The sequence below is a fragment of the Amycolatopsis jejuensis genome (genome assembly GCF_000717335.1).
GTDB classification, from domain to species: domain Bacteria; phylum Actinomycetota; class Actinomycetes; order Mycobacteriales; family Pseudonocardiaceae; genus Amycolatopsis; species Amycolatopsis jejuensis.
In genome coordinates this window covers 13779-37570 of record NZ_JNYZ01000043.1, presented here as the reverse complement: position 1 = coordinate 37570, position 23792 = coordinate 13779, and the positions used below count along the sequence as shown (strand labels likewise).

The 23792-nt window shown below is 69.2% G+C and carries 26 protein-coding genes; 5 read left to right on the top strand and 21 right to left on the bottom strand.

Annotated elements, in window-relative coordinates; all coding sequences use genetic code 11:
• Nucleotides 1-378: 378 nt before the first annotated feature.
• A complete protein-coding gene (locus tag OO71_RS40795) occupies nucleotides 379-1035 on the top strand; it encodes a murein hydrolase activator EnvC family protein (RefSeq protein ID WP_245633942.1) in 657 nt (218 codons plus the stop codon).
• A gap of 193 nt (nucleotides 1036-1228) precedes the next feature.
• Here OO71_RS40795 and OO71_RS40790 read toward each other — a convergent pair whose 3' ends face one another.
• From OO71_RS40790 to ffh, 19 genes are all read right to left on the bottom strand, one after another.
• Nucleotides 1229-2212 (bottom strand): FliA/WhiG family RNA polymerase sigma factor, encoded by a 984-nt coding sequence (locus OO71_RS40790; RefSeq protein WP_425388744.1) that lies wholly within the window; start codon nucleotides 2210-2212, stop codon nucleotides 1229-1231.
• A complete protein-coding gene (locus OO71_RS40785; protein ID WP_033295416.1) occupies nucleotides 2187-3206 on the bottom strand; it encodes a tyrosine recombinase XerC in 1020 nt (339 codons plus the stop codon). Before OO71_RS40785 ends, OO71_RS40790 begins: the two co-directional genes overlap by 26 nt.
• 51 nt (nucleotides 3207-3257) lie before the next feature.
• Nucleotides 3258-4430, bottom strand: a complete 1173-nt coding sequence (gene dprA / locus OO71_RS40780; RefSeq protein ID WP_033295415.1) for a DNA-processing protein DprA — start codon at nucleotides 4428-4430, stop codon at nucleotides 3258-3260.
• Nucleotides 4427-4642: a hypothetical protein gene (locus OO71_RS40775; RefSeq protein WP_156096805.1), complete on the bottom strand. Its 216-nt coding sequence runs from the start codon at nucleotides 4640-4642 to the stop codon at nucleotides 4427-4429. The genes dprA and OO71_RS40775 overlap by 4 nt, the downstream gene beginning before the upstream one ends.
• Nucleotides 4643-4692: 50 nt before the next feature.
• The gene (locus OO71_RS40770; protein WP_033295413.1) at nucleotides 4693-6204 is read right to left on the bottom strand and encodes a YifB family Mg chelatase-like AAA ATPase; all 1512 of its coding nucleotides are present in this window, start codon (nucleotides 6202-6204) and stop codon (nucleotides 4693-4695) included.
• A complete protein-coding gene (locus tag OO71_RS40765; RefSeq protein ID WP_033295461.1) occupies nucleotides 6204-6584 on the bottom strand; it encodes a YraN family protein in 381 nt (126 codons plus the stop codon). Before OO71_RS40765 ends, OO71_RS40770 begins: the two co-directional genes overlap by 1 nt.
• A 528-nt stretch (nucleotides 6585-7112) precedes the next feature.
• Nucleotides 7113-7436 carry a DUF2469 domain-containing protein gene (locus tag OO71_RS40760; protein WP_003096226.1) on the bottom strand — a complete coding sequence of 108 codons (324 nt, stop codon included), beginning with the start codon at nucleotides 7434-7436 and terminating at the stop codon, nucleotides 7113-7115.
• Nucleotides 7433-8221 carry a ribonuclease HII gene (locus tag OO71_RS40755; RefSeq protein ID WP_051792930.1) on the bottom strand — a complete coding sequence of 263 codons (789 nt, stop codon included), beginning with the start codon at nucleotides 8219-8221 and terminating at the stop codon, nucleotides 7433-7435. Before OO71_RS40755 ends, OO71_RS40760 begins: the two co-directional genes overlap by 4 nt.
• Nucleotides 8222-8309: 88 nt before the next feature.
• Entirely contained in the window at nucleotides 8310-9236 is a 927-nt protein-coding gene (gene lepB / locus OO71_RS40750; protein WP_033295412.1) for a signal peptidase I, read from the bottom strand.
• A gap of 31 nt (nucleotides 9237-9267) precedes the next feature.
• Nucleotides 9268-9636 (bottom strand): 50S ribosomal protein L19, encoded by a 369-nt coding sequence (gene rplS, locus OO71_RS40745; RefSeq protein ID WP_033295411.1) that lies wholly within the window; start codon nucleotides 9634-9636, stop codon nucleotides 9268-9270.
• A 150-nt stretch (nucleotides 9637-9786) separates the two neighbouring features.
• Nucleotides 9787-10551, bottom strand: coding sequence for a tRNA (guanosine(37)-N1)-methyltransferase TrmD (trmD, locus tag OO71_RS40740; RefSeq protein ID WP_033295410.1), 765 nt, complete (start codon nucleotides 10549-10551; stop codon nucleotides 9787-9789).
• On the bottom strand, nucleotides 10552-11064 hold the full coding sequence (gene rimM / locus OO71_RS40735) for a ribosome maturation factor RimM (protein WP_033295409.1): 513 nt from the start codon (nucleotides 11062-11064) through the stop codon (nucleotides 10552-10554). It lies immediately after the preceding gene.
• Between the two features lie 25 nt (nucleotides 11065-11089).
• Nucleotides 11090-11329, bottom strand: a complete 240-nt coding sequence (locus OO71_RS40730; protein WP_003103110.1) for an RNA-binding protein — start codon at nucleotides 11327-11329, stop codon at nucleotides 11090-11092.
• Complete coding sequence (gene rpsP, locus OO71_RS40725) at nucleotides 11326-11769, bottom strand: 30S ribosomal protein S16 (RefSeq protein ID WP_033295408.1); 444 nt, start codon at nucleotides 11767-11769, stop codon at nucleotides 11326-11328. Before rpsP ends, OO71_RS40730 begins: the two co-directional genes overlap by 4 nt.
• 180 nt (nucleotides 11770-11949) lie before the next feature.
• On the bottom strand, nucleotides 11950-12741 hold the full coding sequence (locus OO71_RS40720) for a CPBP family intramembrane glutamic endopeptidase (RefSeq protein ID WP_033295407.1): 792 nt from the start codon (nucleotides 12739-12741) through the stop codon (nucleotides 11950-11952).
• Nucleotides 12742-12823: 82 nt separating this feature from the next.
• Nucleotides 12824-13546, bottom strand: a complete 723-nt coding sequence (locus OO71_RS40715) for a CPBP family intramembrane glutamic endopeptidase (RefSeq protein ID WP_033295406.1) — start codon at nucleotides 13544-13546, stop codon at nucleotides 12824-12826.
• Nucleotides 13547-13691: 145 nt separating this feature from the next.
• Complete coding sequence (locus OO71_RS40710) at nucleotides 13692-14357, bottom strand: alpha/beta fold hydrolase (protein ID WP_033295405.1); 666 nt, start codon at nucleotides 14355-14357, stop codon at nucleotides 13692-13694.
• Between the two features lie 59 nt (nucleotides 14358-14416).
• Entirely contained in the window at nucleotides 14417-15490 is a 1074-nt protein-coding gene (locus OO71_RS40705; RefSeq protein WP_033295404.1) for an amidohydrolase family protein, read from the bottom strand.
• Entirely contained in the window at nucleotides 15487-17025 is a 1539-nt protein-coding gene (gene ffh, locus OO71_RS40700) for a signal recognition particle protein (RefSeq protein WP_033295403.1), read from the bottom strand. The genes OO71_RS40705 and ffh overlap by 4 nt, the downstream gene beginning before the upstream one ends.
• A gap of 208 nt (nucleotides 17026-17233) precedes the next feature.
• Here ffh and OO71_RS40695 point away from each other — a divergent pair, with 208 nt between their 5' ends.
• The 4 genes from OO71_RS40695 to OO71_RS40680 all read left to right on the top strand — a co-directional run bounded on the left by OO71_RS40695 (nucleotide 17234) and on the right by OO71_RS40680 (nucleotide 21359).
• Complete coding sequence (locus OO71_RS40695; protein ID WP_033295402.1) at nucleotides 17234-19012, top strand: ABC transporter ATP-binding protein; 1779 nt, start codon at nucleotides 17234-17236, stop codon at nucleotides 19010-19012.
• 63 nt (nucleotides 19013-19075) lie between these two features.
• Complete coding sequence (locus OO71_RS48005; protein ID WP_051792898.1) at nucleotides 19076-19954, top strand: carbon-nitrogen hydrolase family protein; 879 nt, start codon at nucleotides 19076-19078, stop codon at nucleotides 19952-19954.
• On the top strand, nucleotides 19951-20424 hold the full coding sequence (locus OO71_RS52715; protein ID WP_033295401.1) for a hypothetical protein: 474 nt from the start codon (nucleotides 19951-19953) through the stop codon (nucleotides 20422-20424). The genes OO71_RS48005 and OO71_RS52715 overlap by 4 nt, the downstream gene beginning before the upstream one ends.
• Nucleotides 20421-21359 (top strand): cyclase family protein, encoded by a 939-nt coding sequence (locus OO71_RS40680; protein ID WP_245633941.1) that lies wholly within the window; start codon nucleotides 20421-20423, stop codon nucleotides 21357-21359. The genes OO71_RS52715 and OO71_RS40680 overlap by 4 nt, the downstream gene beginning before the upstream one ends.
• Here the strand turns inward: OO71_RS40680 and OO71_RS40675 are convergent, their stop codons facing one another.
• Nucleotides 21360-22316 (bottom strand): cyclase family protein, encoded by a 957-nt coding sequence (locus OO71_RS40675; RefSeq protein WP_033295399.1) that lies wholly within the window; start codon nucleotides 22314-22316, stop codon nucleotides 21360-21362.
• Nucleotides 22313-23638, bottom strand: a complete 1326-nt coding sequence (locus OO71_RS40670) for an MFS transporter (RefSeq protein WP_033295398.1) — start codon at nucleotides 23636-23638, stop codon at nucleotides 22313-22315. Before OO71_RS40670 ends, OO71_RS40675 begins: the two co-directional genes overlap by 4 nt.
• Nucleotides 23639-23792: the final 154 nt, after the last annotated feature.

Below are 23792 nucleotides of genomic sequence, written 5' to 3'. Positions count from 1 at the left end.
CAATCCCGCTCCGCGCCCGAACCACCGACCGGCCCAGCCGTACATCCGGTCGTCCTGGCCACGGCCGCACTCCTCGAACGCCGACCACCGAACGCCGCCCCATTACCGACGACGCTGTTCTCCGCCAAGCCCATCCCCCCACGTGGCGGCCGCCATCGGCGGATGCCCGCTCGGCCGCGCCCTATCCACGCCATCACCACGCAACTCCGCCGAACCGGCTCACGGACCGCAGGTACCGTCGCCCGGTTCCTGACTCTCGCCATCCGATTCGCCGCCTTCGCCATCCGACGGCTCCTCCGGCCCAATCCCGCCACCTCCGAGAGCCGCCCGAAGATCCGAATCTCCTTCCCCTGCGACTTCAGCTGGGGACACCCACCATTGCGTCTGGCCGGAGCAGGCGGCGAAGTCGTACACCCGCTGTTCGGCCCGGACAGCCGTCGCGGCGCGATCCGTACCTGGCTCATCTTCGCGACGATCCTGCTCCTCTTCGGCTGGCCGCTCACAGTGCTCAGCACCCGAGCCAACGCCGCCGAACCTCCCGCCCCACCGCCGACCGCAGCATCACCGAGCCCGCCCACCCCGGGGCCGACCGCAGCATCACCAAGCCAAGCGGGCCGCCTCGCCTGGCCGCTCACGCCCCGCCCGCCCGTCACTCGCACCTTCGAACCACCGGCGACGCCGTACGGCCCAGGTCACCGCGGAGTCGACCTGGATGCCGCGGCAGGGCAACAAGTCCTGGCCGCGGACATGGGCGTGGTCGTATTCGCGGGGCAAGTGGCGGGCCAAGGGGTGGTCGCACTGGATCACGACGGCGGCCTTCACACGACCTACTTGCCGATCACGCCGTCAGTCGCCCCCGGCGACCAGGTCTACCGGGGCCAAGTCCTGGGCACGACCGTCGCCGGTCACCCAGGCTGCCCGGCCACGGTGTGCCTGCACTGGGGAGCGCGCCGCGGTACCGAGTACATCGACCCGCTCGCCCTGGTCGGCACTCCGAGCCGCGTGAGGCTCAAACCCTGGGCGGACGGTCCCTGATGCCGACCGCCCGCCCGCGACCACCGGGGGCAGCCTGGACCAAACCACCGCGAGCAGCCCGGATCGTCCTCGCCGCCGATGGCCCGCGGTGACTGCACCGTCGGCCAAGTAGCCCGCTGCTCGGCCGAGCTGTCGGCGGCCGGAATCCTCGCGGCGCACCACCGCTGCCGCCGAACTGTCCAGGAAAGGAGGGTCAGCCGCTGGGTTGTTCCATCAGCTTGGCGCGCAGGCGCATCACCGCGCGGGTGTGCAGCTGGCTCACGCGCGACTCGGTAACCCCCAGGACCTTGCCGATCTCGGCGAGCGTGAGGCTTTCGAAGTAGTAGAGGCTGACCACGATCTTGTCGCGGTCGGTGAGCTGCGCGATCGCTTCGGCGAGCTGACGGCGGTTGTCCTGATCGACCAGGACGGCGACCGGGTCCACGGCGCCGTCGTCGGGGAGGGTGTCGACCAGCGAGCCCGCGTCCTTGCCTGCGGCGACCAGGTCTTCCAGAGCTACGACGCTCGTGAGGCGGAGCTGGCCGTAGAAGTCGCGCAGGTCGTCGAGGCTGATGCCCATTTCGCCGGCCAGTTCGGCGTCCGTCGGGGTGCGGTGCAGGCGCGCGCCAAGGCGTTCCAGTGCCCGCGCGGTTTCCTTGGCCTTGCTGCGCACGGCGCGCGGCACCCAATCCTGGGAACGCAGGTCGTCCAGGATGGCGCCACGGATGCGTTGCATCGCATACGTCTCGAAGCGCAGGCCGCGCTCCTGGTCGAACTTCTCGATCGCGTCGACGAGCCCGAAAATGCCGGACTGCACGAGATCTCCGACATCCACGTGCGTCGGCAGGCCGGTGCCGACGCGGCCCGCGACGTACTTGACCAGCGGCGCGTAGTGCAGCACGAGCCGGTCGCGCGACGACTGGTCCGGCTTGTCGGAGAACTGCTGCCACAGCGCCTGTATCCCCGCGTCGACGTCATGAGCAGGACGGCCGTCACCGTTGACGGCGTCCTGTGCACCGGGGCGGCTCACCCCGGCGTCCGTGACCTGCGACGTGGAGGTCATTGCACGGTCGTTCTCGGCATGCGGCTCAGTGTGGTCTCCGTGCTCGTGCGGATGCGCGTGCGCCGGCGGTTCGGCCCTGCCGTCCCCGGCCGAGCCATCGCCGGCCTCTTCAGGCCCGCGGATGTGCTCGGTCATGGATCGCCTTCAGCCGATCGACGGTCACGTGAGTGTAGAGCTGGGTCGTGGCCAGCGTAGCGTGACCGAGCAGTTCCTGAACGCTCCTGAGATCGGCACCTCCCTCGAGCAGATGGGTCGCGGCGGAATGCCGTAGCCCGTGCGGCCCCATGTCCAGTGCGCCGGGTACCGCAGCGACCGACTCGTGCACCACGCGCCGTGCCGCGCGCGGGTCGAGACGTTTGCCGCGAACCCCCAGGAAAAGCGCCGGTACCGGCGTTTCCCCAGCCAGCGCAGGCCGTCCGTCGTCCAGCCACGCGGTGAGTGCGCCAGCAGCCGGGACACCGAACGGAACTGTCCGCTCTTTGTCGCCCTTGCCCACCACCGAAACCACGCGGCGGGAAAAGTCCACGGAGCCGACGTCGAGACCGCACAACTCCGACACCCGGATGCCGGTTGCGTACAGCAGCTCGACCACCGCGCGGTCACGCAGCGCGACCGGATCCCGTTCGGCTGCTCCTTTCGCGGAGGCCTCCATGAGCGCATCGGCTTGATCGGCCCGCAACACGCCCGGCAACGTCCGGTGCGCGCGCGGCGCGGCGAGCCGTCCGCCCGGGTCGGACTTCAGCAAACCGGTGCGGTGTGCCCAGGCCGTGAAGGTGCGCACGGCTGCCGCGCGACGCGCGAGCGTGGTGCGGCTGGCGCCGTCAGAGCGCAGACCGGCGAGCCACGCGCGCAGCCGCGTGACGTCCACGTCGTCGAAGCGCCGTGCGGGGCTATCCCCCTCCCCCGCGGTCAGGAACGCCAACAGCGAGACGACGTCGCCGATGTACGCGCGCACGGTATGCGGCGACAGGCCACGCTCCAGCGACAGATGCCGTTCGTAATCGGCCACCGCGGCCTGCGCCGACTCCGGCAATGCGCCGCGAAGTGCGCGAAGATCCGGTCGTGGCGGGCGTTTCCGGTGGCCACCGGGACGCGGGACCGCGTCCTTCCGTGCACTCGCTGACGGCATGACGGTTACGCTGCGCGAACCATCGCCGTTGGTCAAGCATCGCCACGCCGATCATCGCGCGGCCCTTCGGACGATCTGGCGCCAGCCGGTGTCGCCGCGGACCGCGAAGCCGTCGATCTCCAGTTCCGGCAACAAGCCGCGAACTCGCGAAACGGGCACACCGGCGCTCTGCGCGACCTGTTCCGGGCTGCGACCGGATCGCGGAAGCAGAGCGTCGTAGACCCGCAGTGCATCCGGACCGAGGACGTCCGTGGGCCGTCGTTGCGATTCGGGCGCGGCGCTCCCGATACCGATCAGGCCGACCGACTCCACGACCTCGTCGACGCTGGTGACGAGCGTGGCCTTGTCTTCCCGGATCAATGCGTGGCACCCGGCCGAGCCGCCCGAATCGACCGGCCCCGGAAGCGCCATCACGACTTTGCCGAGTACGCCCGCGGTGGTGGCAGTGTTGCGCGCGCCGCTGCGGATTCCGGCTTCGACAACGAGTGTGCCGTCGGTAAGACCCGCGATCAGGCGGTTACGCACCAGAAACCGATGGCGCGCCGGTTTCGTCGTGGGCGGGTACTCGCTGACGATCGCACCTCCTTCGTCGACGATGCGCTGCAGCAGATTGGCGTTGCTGGCCGGGTACGCATAGTCGACCGCGCAGGCCAACAGCGCGACGGTGACCCCGCCGGCACCGAGTGCGCCTCGGTGCGCAGCAGCATCGATGCCGATCGCGGCGCCGGAGAACACCGGTATTTGTCGGCCTGCCAAGAAGTATGCGAACTCGAGCGCGTTGCTCTCGCCGTACGGCGTGGCATTCCGGGCGCCGACGACGGCCACCGCACGAGTGGACACTTCAGCCAGGTTCACCCTGCCGCGGACCCACAGCCCGAGCGGCGCCGCCACGTCCTTCACCCCCCGGCCGGTGGCCACTGCCATCGACAGCAACGGCCAAGCCGGCCATTCGTGATCTTCGGGGACCACCAGCCGGTCACCGGACTTGGCCGCGGACTCGAGATGGAGTTCGGCGTTCAGGGTTTTGTACCGCGCGGCGGTTTCGCGGAGAACGCCGTCCGGGCAGTCCTTGGCACGCACCCGCGCGGCCGCCTCGATCGGTCCGCGCTCGCCGACGAACGCCAGCAAGTGGGGCGCAGGCGGCTCCGCGACGCCGAGCAGATAGGCCCGAGCGAGGCGTTCGGAGTCCGTCGCCGCGGTCTGGTCCTCGACGACGGCAGTCATGCCGCACCTCTTCGGACACCGGAGTGCTCGGCGGGGACGAGGGCGAGATGCCGGTGCAGCGCAAGGCGTTCCCGCACGCGGACCGGGTCGTGCTCCGGCCGGACTTCCTGGTACCGGACCGGATGCAGGTGCCGCACGATGTCTTGCTTGGCCGCACGCGGGCGGCGGTGCCGGGTGCGAGTGCGGGAGGACGGTACGGCTCGGCGGGTCATCATTGGTTTCCTTTCCTTGGAGGTCGGACGAGCGGGCGCTCGGCCGTGGGTCAAGCTGCTTTTCGTTCTCGGAAATCGAGGGCTGCGGTTACTTGGTCCGTGGTCGGTTGGGGCAGGTCGGCGAGGTCGGCCAACGTCCAAGCGATGCGGAGGCAGCGGTCGGCTCCGCGGGCGGTCAGGAGTCCTCGGTCCAGGGCTCGGTCCAGAACTGCGGTTGCCGGTGGCGGTAGGGCGAACTCTCGGCGCAGGACGGGACCGGGGACTTCGGTGTTGGCATGCCAGCCGCGGTCGCGCCAGCGGTGTCGGGCTCGGGCGCGAGCGGCGAGAACTCGCTCGCGGACTGTCGCCGACGTTTCCGGCGTGCTGGATTGGTGTGCGGAGATCGCGGTGAGCGGACGTAGCCGGACGCGGAGGTCGACTCTGTCGAGCAGCGGCCCGGAAAGCCTCGCCAGATAACGGCGGCGTGCGCTGGCCGAGCAGGTGCAGTCGGCTTCGCGCGGCGGGGCGCACGGGCACGGGTTCGTGGCGAGGACCAGCTGAAACCTCGCCGGGTAGCGGACGACGCCTTTTGCCCTGGCGATGCGGACTTCGCCGTCTTCCAGCACGGTGCGGAGGGAATCGAGGCGCTGGCTGCCAAATTCGCAAGCCTCATCCAAAAACAAAATTCCTCGATGGGCACGGCTGATCGCGCCGGGGGCGGCCAGGCCGGTGCCGCCGCCGATGAGTGCGGGCGGGCTGATCGAGTGGTGGGGCGCGACGAGTGGCGGCACGGTGACGAGCGGCGAGGACTTCGACAGCGAGCCGTCGACCGAGTGGATGGCGGTGACCTGCAACGATTCGTCCGGAGACAGGTCCGGTAGCAGGCCGGGAAGCCGACGGGCGAGCATGCTTTTGCCTACGCCCGGCGGGCCGGTGAGGAGCAGATGATGTCCGCCCGCGGCAGCGACTTCGAGGGCCCAGCGGGCTTCCGGCTGCCCGACGACGTCGGCGAGATCGGGGACTTCGGCAGGCTCGGCGGCGGCAGGGGCGGACGGCGACTCCAGGTCTCCCTCGTCTTTCAGCCATGCAACCAGTTCCGCCAGACGGGAGACGCCGGCGATCTCCAGGCCGTCGACGAGCGCGGCTTCGAAAAGTGACTCCGTGGGCACGACCGCGCGTTCGTGACCGGCGGCTTTCGCGGCGAGCAGACCAGGGAGGACACCGCGGACCGGACGGATGCGCCCGTCGAGCGAGAGCTCGCCGAGCAGGATGGTGCGCAAGAGTTTCCGGGCGGGCACAGCTCCGGTGGCGACCAGAATTGCGGCGGCGATGCCGAGGTCGTAACCAGAGCCCATTTTCGGCAGGTTGGCCGGGGACAGCGCGAGCGTGATCTTGCCGTCGGGCCACGGCTGACCCGAATTGCGCACGGCCGAGCGGACGCGATCCTTCGCCTCGCGCAGACCGGCATCAGGGAGGCCGACGAGCGTCACGCGGCTCAGGCCACCGCCCAGGTCGGCTTCGATCTCGACCACCCGGCCGTCGATCCCGAGCAACGCGACGGACCAGGTTTTGGCGTGCGGCATCAGAACGCTCCCACGAGATGCCGGACGACGGGTTCTTGACCGGGCTGCGCGAAAACGGTGACGACGTCGTAACGCGTGCGGCACCAGCCGACGCGGTGTTCCTTCAGCCAGCGCATGGCGGCGCGGTGGACGCGGTCGACTTTCTCCGGGGTGATGGATTCGGCGGGTGAGCCGTATTCGTTGCTGGAGCGGGTTTTGACCTCACAGAAGATGACCCGGTCGCCCTGGGAAAGGACGAGATCGAGTTCGCCTTCGCGGCATCGCCAGTTGCGGCTGAGCAGGACCATGCCGGCGTCCTGCAGATGCCGGGCGGCGAGGTCCTCACCCCATCGGCCGAACGACTGGCGCCAGAGCGCGCCGGAGTGCGGGCCGTCGTTCATGGTGTCCCCCTCGGACAACGTGAGCACCGTCGGTCACGGTGCGTGTGCCTCAACATTCGCAGCGTGATCCTCGGCGCGCCAGGGGTTTGTCGCCGCGCTGTGGATAACTGGGGGGTTGTGGATCAGGAGGGGGGTGAGGGGTGGGGAGGGCCGGGAATTGTCGGGGTGGTGTGCAGGGGGGAAATGAGAGGGAACGGCCGATGGTGCGGAACGGGCGCGGGGTGGCGGCGAGTAGCGGTGGCGTGCGGCGAGGGAGGGCAGCGGTGGCAGGGAAGGTGCAGCGACGGTAAGCGCGGCTATACGGGGCGAAGGGCGACAGACAGCGGCAGTCGGCAGCGGGAAGCGGCAGACAGGCGTGCGGCGGACCCGGGCAGGAAGGGCTTCGACGACGGAGGCCACCCGGGGGTGCCGGGTGGCCTCGTCGTCAAGCTGGTCGCGCGGGTCAAGCAAGTCATGCAGGGTCGAGCTGGTCAAGCGGGGTCGAGCAGGGTCAAGCTGTGTCGAGCCGGGTCAAGCAGCGTAGGCGGGTCAGCCCGAGAAGGGGCCGTCCTCGGGGAGGCGTAGGTCGGGTTTGTCCAGTTCCTCTACGTTGACGTCCTTGAACGTGATGACTCGGACGTGCTTCACGAAACGGGCGGGGCGGTACATGTCCCACACCCAGGCGTCCGACATGCGTACCTCGAAGTACACCTCGCCGCCGCCGTCGCGGACTTGGACGTCTACTGCGTTTGCCAGGTAGAACCGCCGCTCGGTCTCCACCACGTACGAGAATTGGCCGACTATGTCGCGGTACTCGCGGTACAGCGAGAGCTCCATCTCGGTCTCGTACTTCTCGAGATCCTCTGCGCTCATGAAATCCGCGCCCCTCCTCGCGTTCGTCCTGCTCCGGCGGCGGAGCGTTCATTCTTACCCACCGAGCGCGCCGGGGCACGGACCGGCCCGCCCGCTTTCTCCAGGGCGTTCTCAAGTGCAGCGTAGGTGAGCACGACCGGATGTGGGGCGGTGAGCCCGTGTGCAAGGGCCACCGTGGCGACATTCGTGTACGACCAGCGGTGTACGCGGCTCGGGCCGTGCTCACTCAGCGCAGCCAGATGGTCCGACGTGCTGTACCCCTTGTGCACGTCGAAACCGTACGCCGGAAGCTCCTCGTGCAGGCCTGCCATGATGCGGTCTCGCGTGACTTTCGCCAGCACCGACGCCGCCGCGATGCTCGCTACGCTGCGGTCTCCCTTGATCACCGCGACGCTCGGCGCCGGGATGCCGGGCACCGGGAACCCATCAGTCAGCACGTACCCGGGGTGGGTGCGCAAACCGGCGACGGCGCGGCGCATGCCTTCCAGGTTCATCACCCGGATGCCGAGCAAGTCCACCTGGTCGGTGGGGATGACGATCACCGAGTAGTCGAGGGCGCGCTGCAGAACGCGGTCGTACACGCGGTCTCGGGCCTTGGCGGTGAGCATCTTCGAATCAGTCAGTTCGGGCAGCCGCGCGCCGTCGCCGGGGCGGAGTACGCAGGAAGCCACGACCAGCGGACCGGCACATGCTCCGGCGCCTGCCTCGTCGACACCCGCGACCGGGCCGAGACCTCGCCGTTCGAGTGCGCCTTGCAGGCCCCAGAACAGGTCGCCACGCACCACGGCACGGGGCGGCCGCAGTGGTTCGGCCGGCGTACGGGGAGCGGGGACGGTCACCTCGAGCACCACCCGGAAGTCGCGGAGGGCACGGCTACCGTCTCCGGCCGGCCGCCTTGCGGAGGCCGGCCTTCAGGCGCCGTCCGGCGAAGAGCACCGGCACCGCGGTCGCGAACCCGATGCCGAGCGGCAGCCCCTGCTGCCACGCGGGAGCACCGAGCGCGACCGGCTGGGCTTTCTCCTGCGGATTGTGGTCCGAAATACCGCCCCAGCGGCTCGGCGGCAGCACGATGATGCGGGCCTTGCCGATGACGTCGTCGACCGGGACGGCACCATTGGGTCCGCCGCCGCCCTGGTAGCGCGAGTCGGCGGAGTTGTTGCGGTTGTCGCCCATCACCCAGAGTGCGCTCTGCGGGACCTTGACCGGGGCGAACGACTCCTGCACCGGGTGACCGGGATCTTCCCAGTGGATGTACGGCTCGTCGAGGGCCTTGCCGTCGACGATCACGCGATTTCGGTCGTCACAGCATTGGACCGTCTGCCCACCGGTGGCGATGACCCGTTTCACGAAGTCCCGCTCGTCCGGCGGCGCGAACCCGACCAATGAGCCGAGACCGCGCAGCGCACGCGTCACGACATTGCTCGACTCCTGCGGCGCGATCTCGTTCTCGGTCCACGCGGGCGGGCCCTTGAACACGACCACGTCGCCGGGGGCGGGGTCCTTGAAGTCGTACGTGACGCGGTCGACGAGGATCCGGTCGCCGGTGCAGCCGGGGCAGCCGTGCAGCGTGGACTCCATCGACCCCGACGGGATCATGTAGACCTTCGCCAGGAACGCCTGGATCAAGATCGTGAGCACGAGGGCGATCACGATCAGGATCGGCAGTTCCTTCCAGAACGACCGCTTCTTCGCAGGCTTGCCTCGCCGGTGCGACCCCCGGCGCCCACCGGACCGTTCCCGGTCCTCCTCAGGGCGCTCGGGGCCCTCCTCATCGGCGTTCCGGGACACGGGTTCGACCACGTCGCCAGGCTACCGGTAACCGTCCCGACACTCAGGAGGCAGAGGTGGTCTCGCGGTTCTCGCGGCGCTCCTTGATCTTCGCCTTCTTGCCGCGCAGCTCACGCAGGTAGTAGAGCTTCGCCCGGCGCACGTCGCCGCGCTTGAAGACCTCGACCTGGGCGAGGTTCGGCGAGTGCACCGGGAAGGTGCGCTCGACGCCGACGCCGAAGGAGATCTTGCGGACGGTGAAGGTCTCCCGCACGCCGCCGCCCTGACGGCGGATCACGACGCCCTGGAAGACCTGGTTGCGCTCGCGGTTGCCCTCGATGACGCGGACGTGCACCTTGAGCGTGTCGCCGGGGCGGAAGTCCGGGATGTCGGAACGCAGTGACTGCGCGTCCAGCGCGTCCAGGGTGTTCATCGGTGATCCGTCCTCGTCAGGTTCGTGTTCTCGGGTACTTCGTCCCGGGGCGCGCAGCGACCTGGCTGCGGCCACTCCGGGGGTGCTGGCGGGCTCGTGCACGAGGCGATCCACTCACGCCAACCGGTCAAGTATGGCAGAGGTGGCTAGCTACCCCTCGCAGGGGGTCTGGCCGGGCTGCTCGCCGAGCCGGTCGAGCACCTCGTGGTCCCTCCGGTCGAGGCTTCCATCGGGCAGCCGGGCCAGCAGATCGGGGCGGCGCCGGGCCGTGCGTTCGAGTGCCTGGTCGCGCCGCCAGCGGTCGACCAGCGCGTGGTTCCCGGACCGCAATACATCCGGAACCGCCAGGTCACGCCACACTTCCGGACGCGTGTAGCTGGGGCCTTCGAGCAGTCCGTCGGAGAACGAGTCCTCGGCTGCCGAGCGGACGTTGCCCAGCACTCCCGGCAGCAGCCGGACCACGGACTCCACGATCACCAGCACCGCGGCCTCGCCGCCGACCAGCACGTAGTCGCCGATCGAGACCTCGTCGACGGGCATCCGGCGGGCGGCGTCGTCGACCACGCGCTGGTCGATGCCCTCGTACCGGCCGCAGGCGAACACCAGGTGCTGCTCTTCCGCATATGCGTGCGCGAGCTCCTGGGTGAACGGCCGCCCGGCCGGGGTGGGGACCACGAGCCGGGTCTGCGGACCGCACACGTCGTCGAGTGCCGGACCCCAGATCTGCGGTTTCATCACCATGCCGGGGCCGCCGCCGTAGGGCGCGTCGTCGACTGCGCGGTGGACGTCGTGGGTCCAGTCGCGCAGGTCGTGGACCCCGATTTCGATGAGGCCGCGGTCGATCGCGCGCCCCAGTAACGCGGCGCGCAGTGGTTCCAGGTACTCCGGGAAAATGGTGACGACGTCGATGCGCATCTAGGCGTCCAGGAGCCCTTCCGGCGGGTCGAGCACGACCCGGCCGCCCGCGAGGTCCACCGTCGGCACGATCGCCAGCACGAACGGGACCAGCACCTCGCGGCCGTCCACGTCCAGCGAGAGCAGCTCTCCCGCCGGTGAATGCACAACCTCGACGACGGTGCCCACGAGCGACCCGTCGGCCAGCTCGGCGCGCAGGCCGGCCAGCTCGTGGTCGTAGAACTCGTCCGGGTCGCCGGTGGGCGGCAGCGTGTCCGTGTCCGCGAGCAGCAGCGCGCCGCGCAGGGTCTCCGCGACATCGCGCGTGAGCACCTGCTCGAAACGCACCAGCAGCCGCCCGCTGTGTTCGCGGGCGGCTGCGATGGTGAGGTCTCTCTTGCTGCCGTCACGCAGCTTCGTCGTGACGGCCGCACCGACCGCGAAGCGTTCCTGCGGCGAGTCCGTGCGCACGTCCACCGCGAGCTCGCCGCGGATGCCGTGCGCCTTCGCGATACGGCCGACTACGACGTCCATCCCTGACCTGTCCGTGACGACCGGGTCAGCGGTCGGTGTCGACGACGTCCACCCGGACGCCGCGGCCACCGATCCCGCCCATGACGGTGCGCAGGGCGGTCGCGGTGCGCCCGCCCCGGCCGATCACCTTGCCGAGATCGTCGGGGTGCACGTGCACCTCGAGCGTGCGGCCACGGCGCGTGGTCAGCAGCTCGACCCGGACCTCGTCCGGGTTGTCGACGATCCCGCGCACCAGGTGCTCGAGGGAGTCGGCGAGGAAGCTCACTCGGACTTCTCGCCCTCGGTACCTTCGGCCTTGTCGGCGTCGGCCTTCTTCGGGGCCGGCTTCTTCTTCGGCGTGGTGGCCTCGGCGGAGGGCTCCTCGCCCGCCGCGGCCAGCGCCGCGTTGAACAGGTCCTGCTTCGACGGCTTCGGCTCGGCCACCTTCAGGGTGCCCTCGGCGCCCGGCAGGCCCTTGAACTTCTGCCAGTCGCCGGTGATCTCGAGGATGCGCTGCACCGGCTCGGTCGGCTGCGCGCCGACGCCCAGCCAGTACTGCGCGCGCTCGGTGTCGACCTCGATCAGGCTCGGCTCTTCCTTCGGGTGGTACTTGCCGATCGTCTCGATGGCCTTGCCGTCCCGGCGGGTGCGCGCGTCGGCGATGATGATGCGGTAGTACGGCGCACGGATCTTGCCGAGGCGCTGCAGCTTGATCTTGACGGCCACGGGTGTGGGTACTCCTCGTTGCTCTCTGGTGCGGGCGCACGCCGAACCCCGTGGGGACAGGGCCGCGGGCACCCGAAGGTCAGGAGCTTCCGCACGGTGAGAGGGTCCGGCAGAAGCGGGCAAGCGAACATTCTGCCAGACGCCCTTGTTGTGCCTGCGCAGGGGCCTGCCGGACCGGCTTCAGAACGAGGCCGTCCCGAGCGCGCCGAGCAGGATCGCGACGGCCGGGAGGAAGTTGTTCATGGCGTGCGCGACGATGCTGCCCGCCAGCCGTCCGGTGGACAGCCTGGCGAGCCCGATCGGGATCGAGATCACGAGGAGCAGCGTGGTGCGCAGCGGTTCGAGGTGACTCGCCGCGAACACCGCGGTGGACAGCAGGAACGCGGCGAACCGGCCCCATTTCTCGCTGCGCCACTGCAGCCGCTCGACCGCGCCCCAGAGCAGGCCGCGGTAGATGATCTCCTCGCAGATCGGCCCGGCCAGCCACAGGTAGCCGAACATCACCGCGGCGGCGGGCACGGACATCTTGCGGTCGTCGACCAGCGCGCTGATCGCCGAGGTCGCGTTCGACGAGCCGACCAGCTGCGTCCACACGTACGCGCTCAGCGTGGTGAGCACGAGGCCGAGCAGGCCGAACTTGACGCCGACCCGCACGTCGGCCCAGCGCCATTCGAGCCGCAGGTCCAGCCTCGGCCCGTTGCCGCGCACGAGGGTGACGAGCACCGCGGCGCCGGCGGCGATCATGGTGGGCAGCATCGTCCCCAGCAGCACCGTGCTGATCGGGAGCGGCCGCCCTGGCGCCGGCTGGCCGGCGAGCACGCCGACGAACGCGGCCGACGCGAGCAGGATCGCCTCGACCAGCAGAAAGGCCCCGAACCCCCAGCGGTGCGCCGGGAACGTGGCGGGTTCGGCCACGAAGTCCTCCGGCGAGAGCGCGCCGGGAAGGGGCTCGCGGGACTGTGAAGTGGTCACGCCCGCCCTCCCGTGCTCGCTCGGCTCACCGGTCGAGCCTAGCCGCCGAAACGGTTTCGCACAGTACTCGCACCGGCATCGCTCAGTGACCGGTGAAGAGCAGCACGGCGGGCGGGAGGTTGTTGGCCGCGTGCGCGATGACACTCGCCGACGTGCGGCCGGAGTAGTACCGCGCCAGCCCGAGCACCAGGCCCTGGCCGAACAGCGCGATCGTGCGCGTGGCCTCGCCGTGCAGCTGGGCGAACACCAGTGACGTGAGCACCAGCACCACCCACGGCGGGACCCGGTGGTGCACGAGGGCGTTCCACAGCGCCCCGCGCACGAGCAGTTCCTCGGTGACCGGGACGGCGATCACGAGCACCAGCGCCGCGGCGACGAGCCAGACCGGATTCCCGCCGGAGACGTCGGGCAGATCGGTGAGCGGGCTGTCGGACACCTCGTCGCCGCCGAAGATGGCAATCTCGCCGAGGTTGAGCAGGAACCCGACCACGAGGGCGAGCGCGCCGCAGGCAAGGCCGATACGGACGTCGCGCCCGCGGGTGCGCAGCCCGAAGTCGGCTTCCGGACCCGTGCCGAAGCGGGCGGAGCCGAGCAGCGGGCCGAGCCCGAGCACCAGGTTCGGCAGGAAGGCCAGCAGCAGCAACGGACCGGCGAAGAGGTCGACCGGATCGTCGTCGCCGAACTGGTGGTTGACGGCGGCGGCGGTGCCGAGCGTGACGAGGTGGTACCCGGCGACCCCGGCGAAGAACGCAACGAACGCCCAGTGGGCGCCGAACACCCGTTTGTCCCCACCGTTTTCGGCCACCGGCTCACGCTAGGTGCCCGCTCGGTGGCGCATCCCGCCGGGGTGGGGTGGTGGGGGATGCACCCAATGTGGCATTGGGTGCGTCAGATGCAGCCAATGTGGCATTGGGTGCGTGAGATGCAGCGAATGTGGCATTGGGGCGGGATCAGGCAGTAGCGGCGATGGCGGCGAGATGCCGGGTCAGTCCGGCGGGATCGGCGAAGAACGGCGAGTGTCCGGTCGGCATGCGTACCGTGGCTCCGGCGGCTTTGGCCATTTCTTCTTGAGCGAACGGCGGAATCGCGGCGTCGTGCTCGCAGAGGACGTACGTGCTGGGGATCTTCGTCCACCCCGCACCGGACAGCGGCTGCTCGAACGAGTCGAGCGATTGCTTGCCGACGCGACCCGCGACCTCGGGAGGGCAGTCGTGGTAGAAGACCGCGACCGGGTCGGCGACCTCGACCGTGCGCCGGTCCGCGTCGATCACCCACCACGGCGGCGGGGTGCCGCCCACTGCCTGGAGCACCGACAGTCCTTCGGGAAGCAGGAACGCGGCGACGTAGACCAGGTGGTCGACGTTGTCGAGGCTCGCCGAAGCCTCCGTGATCGCCATGCCGCCGTAGGAGTGGCCGACCAGGGTCACGGGCTCGTCGATCGCGCTGGCCGCGGCGCGGACGACGGCGGCGTCGGCGCGCAAGTCACCAAGGTCGCCGCTGCTGGGCAGATCGACGGTGTGCACCGTGAACCCCTGTTCCGTCAGCAGCGGCGCGACGGCTTCCCAGGCCCAGGCGCCGTGCCAGGCTCCGTGGACCAGCATCAGGTGTCGGCTCATGGAATGACGGTAGAAGGGTGCGAGCCGCGAACCCCGTCGATGCTTCCGCCCAGTGAAAGTCAGTGGAAGACGGTGCCGCGCAAGACGATGTGGCTCGGGTGGTGCAGGGCGGCCAGATCGGTGCGTGGGTCGTCCGGATAGACGATCAGGTCGGCCGGGGCGCCGTGTTCGATGCCCGGGTGGCCGAGCCACTCGCGGGCTGCCCAGGACGCGCTGGCGAGCGCCTGCGTACGGGACATGCCTGCGCGATGGAGCGCTTCGACCTCGTCAGCGATACGGCCGTGGTCAACCATGCCTCCCGCATCAGTGCCCGCGAAGACGCGTACGCCTGCTTCGACTGCTGAAGACACCATCTCGGCCACGCCTGCGTGCAGGGCGCGCATGTGTGCCGCGTACGTCGGGTACTTGCCCGCCTTGTCCGCGATACCCGGGAAGTTCTCGATGTTGATCAGCGTGGGCACGAGAGCGACGTCGCGGCGCGCGAGTTCCGCCAGCTGGTCTGAGGACAAGGCGGTGCCGTGTTCGAGACAGTCGATGCCTGCGTCGATGAGGCCCGGCAACGCGGCTTCGCCGAACACATGCGCCGTTACGCGCGCGCCGAGATCGTGGGCGACGCGGATTGCTTCGGCCAGCACGTCGTCCGGCCACAACGGCGCGAGGTCGCCTTGCCCGCGGTCGATCCAGTCGCCGACCAGCTTGACCCAGCCGTCGCCGTCGCGGGCCTGTTCGGCGACTGCGTCGGGCAGCAGCTCCGGGTCGTCCAGCTCGATCGCGAAGCCCGGGATGTACCTCTTCGGCAGTGCGAGATGCCGTCCGCAGCGGATGATCGTGGGCAGGTCGGCGCGGGACTGCAGGGGCCGTACGTCGAGCGGCAGGCCGCAGTCGCGGATCAGCAGCGTGCCCGCGTCGCGGTCGGTCGCCGCTTGCTCCGCCGCCACGTCGACGCCAAGGCCGCCCTGCGGGCCGAGGCCGGGGTGGCAGTGCGCGTCGACGAGCCCCGGCACCAGGAACCCGCCGGTGGACAGGGTTTCCGCGCCGGGGACGGGCTCGAACGACAGCCGTCCGCCGTCGATCCAGAGGTCACGCGGCTCGCCGTCGGGAAGGACGGTGCCGGAAAGGTGCAGCGGGCTCAATTGTTGTTCGGGTCCTTCGGGAGCTTGAACTTCGACGGGTCGAAGCCGGGTACGTCGTTCATGCCGCCGAGCTGCGACAGGTCCGGCATGCCACCGCCACCCATGCCGCCGGGAGGCAGCATCGGCATGCCGCCGGGCATCCCGCCGCGCATCTTGGGCTGCGTGGGGCCGCGCCCCTTGCCCTTCTTCCCCTTCTTGCCCTTGCGCGTCTTGCTGCCGCCCCCGCCGAAGCCGAACCGGCCGGCCATCTGGGCCATCATCTTCCGCGCCTCGAAGAAGCGGTTGACCAGGTCGTTGACCTCGCGCACGGTGACCCCGGAGCCGTTCGCGATGCGCAGCCGGCGCGACCCGTTGATCATCTTCGGGTTGTCCCGCTCGGCCGGGGTCATGCCGCGGATGATCGCCTGCAGCCGGTCCAGGTGCTTGTCGTCGACCTGCGCGAGCTGGTCTTTCATCTGGCCCGCGCCGGGCAGCATGCCGAGCAGGTTGCCGATCGGGCCCATCTTGCGCACGGCGAGCATCTGCTCGAGGAAGTCCTCCAGCGTGAGCTGCCCGCTGGTGAGCTTCTGCGCGGCCTGTTCGGCCTGCTCCTGGTCGAAGTGCTGTTCGGCCTGCTCGATCAGGGTGAGCATGTCGCCCATGCCGAGGATGCGCGACGCCATCCGGTCCGGGTGGAAGGTGTCGAAGTCCTCGAGCTTCTCGCCGTTGGACGCGAAGAGGATCGGCTGCCCGGTGACGTCGCGGACGGACAGCGCGGCACCACCGCGGGCGTCGCCGTCGAGCTTCGTGAGCACGACACCGGTGAACCCGACGCCGTCGCGGAAGGCCTCGGCGGTGGTGACGGCGTCCTGGCCGATCATGGCGTCGACCACGAACAGGACTTCGTCGGGCTCGACCGCGTCGCGGATGTCCGCGGCCTGCTTCATCAGCTCTTCATCGACACCCAGCCGACCAGCGGTGTCGACCACCACGATGTCGTGCTGCGCGTGCCGGGCTTCCTCGATCGCACGGCGCGCGACGTCCACCGGATCGCCGACGCCGTTGCCCGGCTCGGGCGCGAACGTGGTGACCCCGGCCCGCTCGCCGACCACCTGCAGCTGCGTGACCGCGTTGGGCCGCTGGAGGTCACAGGCGACCAGCATCGGCGCGTGGCCCTGCTTCTTCAGCCACATCGCGAGCTTCCCGGCGAGCGTCGTCTTACCGGCGCCCTGCAGACCCGCGAGCATGATCACCGACGGCGGGTTCTTCGCCAGGTTCAGCCTGCGCGTTTCGCCGCCGAGGATCGCCACGAGCTCCTCGTTGACGATCTTGATGACCTGCTGTGCCGGGTTCAGCGCCTGGGAGACCTCGGCGCCCTTCGCCCGCTCTTTGATCTTCGCGATGAACGCCTTGACCACCGGCAGCGCGACGTCCGCCTCCAGCAGCGCGATGCGGATCTCGCGCGCGGTGGCGTCGATGTCGGCGTCGGACAGCCGGCCCTTGCGCGAGAGCGACTGAAGGGCCGAGGTGAGCCGATCGGAGAGGGTGTCGAACACGGGGGTGCACGCTCCAGCTGGGTCGAGAGTTCGCGTGCCGGGCGGCACTCGGCACCCCCGGCATCCCCCGAGGGTAGCCGCCCCGGCCACCCGGCTTCACAGGCGCAGGCCTGTTACTAGGCATCAGAGTACAAAATGCCCGAGCAGTATCCATTGAACAACAAGAAAATCACTCGACACCAGGTCGAGAAAAAGTAAACATACGAGTATGAAATCAGTCCAGCTGACCGAACCGGCCGGGGACGAGGACGAGCACGTGCCGTTCCGCCGCATCGCCGGGCTGTTCCGGCCGCACCGGCGCGCGCTGGCCGCGCTGTGCGGACTGCTGGTGGTACAGGCCGGGCTGGGCGTGACCTCGCCCTTCCTGCTGCGGGAGATGCTCGACGACGCCCTCCCCCACCGCGACGCACTGCTGGTGAGCCTGCTGGCGGTCGGGATGATCGCCGCCGCGCTCGGGTCCGGCGCGCTGAGCGTGCGCACCACCGGCCTGTCCAACACCATCGGCCAGCGCGTGATGAACGACCTGCGGGTATCGGTGTACAGCCACCTCCAGCGGATGTCGCTCGGCTTCTACACCCGAACGAAGACCGGCGAAGTGCTGTCGCGGGTGTTCAACGACATCGGCGGGGTGGACAACGTCGTCACCGGCACCGCCGCGTCGATCGTGCAGAACGGCACCACCGCGCTGGCGATCGCGGCCGCGATCCTGATCATGGACTGGCAGCTCGCCCTGCTGTCGCTGGTGGTCGTGCCGTTGTTCCTGCTCTTCACGCTGCGGCTGGGCGGGAAGCAGCGGAAGCTCGCGCGCGGCCGGACCCGGCGGATGGCCCGGCTGACCACGATCGTCGAGGAATCGCTGTCGGTCACCGGCGTGCTGCTGGCCAAGACGATGGGCAACGGGCAACTGATGCGCGACCGGTTCGCGACCGAGTCGCGCGAGGTCGCCGCGCTCGAACGCAGTGCCGCGCTGGCCGGACGCTGGCAGCGCGCGTCGCGGACGATGAGCCTCACGATCGTCCCGGCGCTGGTCTACTGGGTGGCCGGGCTGGAGTTCGCCGGTGGCGCCGCGGCGGTGTCGCTCGGCACCGTGGTCGCGTTCACCAGCATGCTGAACCGGCTGCTCGCGCCGGCGACCGCAATGCAGACGGTGAGCCAGAACGTCGCGTCGGCGAAGGCGTTGTTCGGGCGGATCTTCGAGGTCCTCGACCTGCCGGTGGAGATCGGCGACCGGCCGGGGGCGCGCGAACTGGTTCCGCGCGGCGGTGCGGTGTCGATGCGCGGGGTGTCGTTTCGCTATGGCGACGACGGCCCGTGGACGCTGCGCGACATCGACCTGGACGTACCCGCCGGGACTACCACGGCGTTGGTCGGCTCGACGGGTTCCGGGAAGACCACGCTCGCTTACCTCGTCGCCCGGCTTTACGAGACGACCGAAGGGAAGGTGTGCGTGGACGGCGACGACGTCCGGGACGTCACCCTCGCGTCGCTCGCCGCCGGGGTCGGGCTGGTGTCGCAGGAGACGTACCTGTTTCACGCGTCAGTACGGGAAAACCTGCGGTTCGCCAAACCGGACGCCACCGACGAGGAACTGGAGAACGCCGCCAAAGCCGCGCACATCCACGACACGCTGGCCGCGCTGCCCGACGGGTACGACACGGTGGTCGGCCAGCGCGGTTACCGGTTCTCCGGCGGCGAGAAACAGCGCATGGCCATCGCGCGGATCCTGTTGCGCAACCCACCGGTGCTGATCCTCGACGAGGCGACCAGCGCGCTGGACAACCGGACGGAACGGGCAGTACAGGCGGAGCTGGACCGGCTCGCGAAGGGACGGACGACGCTGACCATCGCGCATCGACTGTCCACTGTGGAGCATGCAGACCAGATCATGGTGCTCGACCGCGGACGGATCGCCGAACGCGGCACACATGCGGAGCTGCTTGCCCGGAACGGCCGGTATGCCCGGCTGGTGCGCGGGGAAACCGCCTGACCCGCCTTGCCCGGCCACGCGTTTCGTCCTATGATCTGGTTGTTTCATTTTTGGAGGCGACACATGCGTGACGAAGTCCGGGCGTCCCTGGTGCAATTCAGTTCGGTCCCGCTGGAACCGGCGAAGAACGCGAAACGGATGGCGGACTTCGTCCGGCGGGAACGGGACGAATACGGGGCCGACCTCGTCGTGTTCCCCGAGCTGGCCAACACCGGCTACGTCCAGTCGCCGCGCGACGACGAGTACGCCGAACAGCTGTATACCGCGTCCGAGCCGGTACCCGGGCCGACCACCGACGCGCTCGGCGAAGCCGCCCGGGAAACCGGAACCTATGTGGTGGCAGGGATTTCGCAACGGCATCCGGTGATCCCCGAGGTGCTGTACAACAGCGCCGTACTGCTGGACCCGTCGGGCGAAGTGGCCGGGATCCACCACAAGGTCCACGCGTGCCGCGACGAGAAGGAGTACTACATCGCCGGGGACACGGTCGATGTGTACGAAACGGAGCTAGGCGCGATCGCGCTGAACCTGTGCTACGACGTGCGTTTCCCCGAACTCGCGCGGGTACAAGCGCTGGGTGGCGCCGAAATCATCGTGTCGCTGTGGGCGTCGGCGGTGCAGCCGGGCAAGGTGCCGCCGGACAGCATCATCCAGCGATGTGCGACGCGCGGCATGGAGAACGCCGTGTTCTTCCTCGGCTGCAACCGCACCGGCACCGACGGCGACCAGGTTTTCTACGGCCGTAGCGCAATTGCCGGTCCCAGCGGCGACACTTTGGCGGCTTCCGGTACCGATCAGGAGGAAGCCGTCCGCGCCACGATGCGTGCCGCCGACCTGCGGGCCCAGCGCCGTTACCTGACGCTGTACCGGGATCGCCGTCCCGAGTTGTACGGCAAGATCACCGAATCGCTGTCGCAGGCCGGGCGGGTCGGGCCGCGATGAGCTACCTGCAGGTCACCACCCACGACACGGCGACGGACAGTCGCGCGCTGTACGAGGTGCTGATGGGCGCCGGATCGTGGATGACGTTGCGGGAAAGCGAGGAGCGAGCCGAATCCGGGTCGCGCTACGAGGAGATCTTCTCCGCGGACGACGCCCGGCCGCTGGCCGAGTCCGCACAGTACGTGTTCACCATCGAGATCGAGCTGGACCCGGACATCGATCTGGCGGCGTTTCACCATTGGTACAACACCAAGCACGTACCCATCGTCGCGCCCGCCGGGCTGCTGCGCGGACGGCGGTGGCACGACCTCGACCACGTATGGCGTTTCCTGGCCACCTACGACATGGCCGACCGCGACGTGCTGGACAGCGACGCGCTCGCCCGGGTCCGGGGCTTCGACGAGTTCACCCCGCAGGTCACCATCCGGCAGCGGACTGTGCTGGGGAAAGCCGGTCCGTCGTGGAGTTGAGCGAGCTGCTTGCGGGTACGCCGACGAACTGGGGCCGATGGGGACCCGGCGACGAGGTCGGCGCGCTGAACCATCTCACCGCGCAACGCGTGCTCCGCGGGGTGGCCGAGGTCCGGGACGGCCGGGTGTTCACGCTGGGTACGCGGATCGGCAGCCCCGAAGGCGATGCGGTGTGGCCCGGACGAGCGCAACCGCAGCGGTACAACACCCGTGACCGGTCGAGTTACGTGGCGGGCAAACAGGAATCGTTCGCCGGTGGTGGCGAGTACGCCGACGACATGATCGTGATGAACCTTCAAGGCGCCACGCACACCGACGCGCTCGGGCACGTGTGGCACGACGACACGATCTACAATGGACAGTCCGCGGGCACGACGGTGGACGCGCTCGGGTACGCCAGCGTGCTGCCACTCGCCGAACGGGGTATCGCCGGGAGGGGCGTGCTGCTGGACCTGGCCCGCCGCGCCGGGGTCGACGCGCTCGGCCCGGACGATCACTTCGGCCTCGCCGAACTGCTCGACACCGCCGCGCGCCAGGACGTCACCATCGAACCCGGTGACATCCTGCTGATCCGCACCGGCTGGCTGGGCACGTTCCGCGATGGGAAGTTCGCCGGTGAGACCACGCCGTACCGCGAGCCGGGCCTGGTGTTCGGCCGCGATCTCGTGGAGTGGTTCCACGCCACCGAAATCCCCGCGCTGGTCACCGACACGATGGCCAACGAGGCGACCCGGCAGCCGGACAGCGACGTCGTGTTCCCGCTGCACCAAAGCCTCATGCGCAACCTTGGGGTGACCTTCCACGAGATCGCCGCGCTGGACGAGCTGGCCGCCGACTGCGCTCAGGACGGCCGGTACCGGTTTCTGTTCGTGGCCGCGCCGCTCAAGGTGGTGGGCGCGACTGGCGCGCCGGTCAACCCTGTCGTCCTGAAGTGACTACTTGATCGCGATCGGGTTCACCGGCGAACCGGCCGCATCGACGACCTTCAGCGGCGCGGCGGCGTAAAGGAATTCGTAGCAACCGTCGTCCGCGCAATCGGCGGCCAGCTCGTCCAGCAGCGCTGTCTCGGTCATGGAGATACCCAGGTTGCGCATCAGCGCGCCGTGCAACGGGATCCCGATCCCGGTCGCCGGGTCGACGGCGACCTCGTTCGCCATCGTGTCCGTGACCAGGTTGGGGATTTCGGTGCGGTGGAACCATTCCACGAGCTCCCGGCTGTACTGGAGACCGGGCTCGGGAGTTCCGGTGACGTCGTCCCGGCCGCCGGTGTAGTACCAGCCGATCCAGCCCGTGCGGAGCACCACGATGTCTCGCGGACGCAGCTGCACGCCTTGCTGTTCGGCGCAGGACAGCAGGTCGTCCAGTCCGAAGGTCTCGCCGGAGGCCAGCACTTTCTTGTCGCGATGCCGGGCCAGGTCGAGCAGGACCCCACGCCCGACGACGCCGCGTTCGGCAATGGGCAGGACGCTGGCCTTGCTCAAGCCACCGACGGTGCTGGCGGCGTCGTAACCGTTCCAGAGCCGATCGTCGTACCAGGCATGGCCGAGCGCGTCGTATTGTGTGGAACCCTGGAGGAAGCACGTCATGGTGTCGTCGGCGTATTCGATGCCGCCGGGGAACGGGGCGAGGTCGCCGCTGGTGTAGCTGACCTTGTCGCACACCATTTCCCGCTGCGCGCCGGTCCGCCCGGCCACCACCGGGTCGCCGTCGGGGTGGGCCATCGGTGCCTGGAGCGTGAAGACGGCGCCCTTGCGAACCAGCCGCGCTGCCTCGATCACGATCTCAGGGGTGAGGTAGTTCAGCGCGCCCACCTCGTCGTCGGCTCCCCACCGGCCCCAGTTACTGGGGCTGTCGCGCAGCAGATCCGCGACCGGCATGACGCCGTCGGTCATGACGGTGCCCCTTCCAGCTTGTCCCGCGCGCCGAGCAGGAAACCCGCGGACGCAATGGTGGTCACCGATCCGGCGATCAGTGCGGCGGCGGTCATGGTCAGGCCGGATTGGAGCAGGATGGTCAGCAGCCCGGAGCCCACGATCAGCCCGACCGGACCCATTCCGTTCACCACCGAAGCGCCTGCCCCGCGCAGGTGCGCCGGGAACGATTCGCTGATGTAGTACAGCAAGGGGGCGTACGGGCCGAGCATGAAGAACAGGCCGATCGAATAGCAGGTGAGCACGAAACCCGGATTGTCCGGGCCGATCAGCATCACCGTGAAAGCAATCCCGGACACCAGCCAGCCGCCCGCGATCACGATCCGGCGGGGAATGAGGTCGCCGAGGAAACCGTGCAGAATGTAGCCGACGATCGCGCCGCCGTTGGAAATCAGCAGCAGCACCAAGGCGTTGTCGAAATTGACGTGTTTGGCTTGCGTGAGCACGGTGGTACCGAGAATGGAAAAGATCGCCAGCCCGATCATATTGCACAGGAATCCGGCGATGAGGAACAACGCGTGTCGCCGGATCCCGGGTTCGAGCAGCTGCCGGTACGCCGACCGGCCGATCCGCTTGATCTCCAGCCCGTGCTGCCGGGCCAGCGCTCCCGCCTCGGCTTCCTTGCCTTCGGCGCGCAGTTTCCGCGCTCGTTTCATGGCGGCGAACACGGGCGTTTCGGGCAGCCAGACCCGGAGGAGCACCACGATCACCGCGGGCGCAAGGCCCACCAGGAAGGCACTGCGCCAGCCCCATTCCGGTACCAGCGCCTTGGAAATCGCGGCACCGACCAGCAGGCCCACCGGGAAACCACTCTGCACGAAGCTGTACAGCAGACCTTGGCTCTTGCGGTTGCCGTAGAGTTCCTTGAGGTACACCGAATTCGCGACCTCTTCCGCGTACCCGAGGCCGGAGAACGTGCGGATCACCGCCATTATCCCGGCATTCGGCGCGACCACGGTGAGCGCGGAGCTGATGCCCGCCCCGGCCGTGGTGGCGAGCAGGGAGTTGCGGCGGCCCAGCCGGTCGAGCATCGGGCCGATGGCCAGCGTGCCGAGCACCATGCCGATGCTGGCGTAGGTGTTCATCGCCGTGCTGAATGCCGTGGACCAGCCGAGATCCGCGGCCATCAACGGCAGCAGCGTGCCGAAAAGCGTGTAGTCGTAGACCGAAAACGTCCAGGCGAAAAAACACACGACCGTGGCGTAAGCGATCTTCCCCCGCGAAATGGCGACCGGATCCCCGAGCCCGGTGGTTCGGTTCCTGACGGTCGACGTGTCGTCCATGACACCACCCGCGTTCCTACAGATGAAACGGTCAGTTCATAGTACGATACGGTTGAGGGGTGGGCAAGGGTCGTGGCGCCCGCCGCCGCGGTAACATTGAAATCACCGTGTCGAGGTGCGAAACTTCGGATCTTGGCACCACGGACAGGGGTTG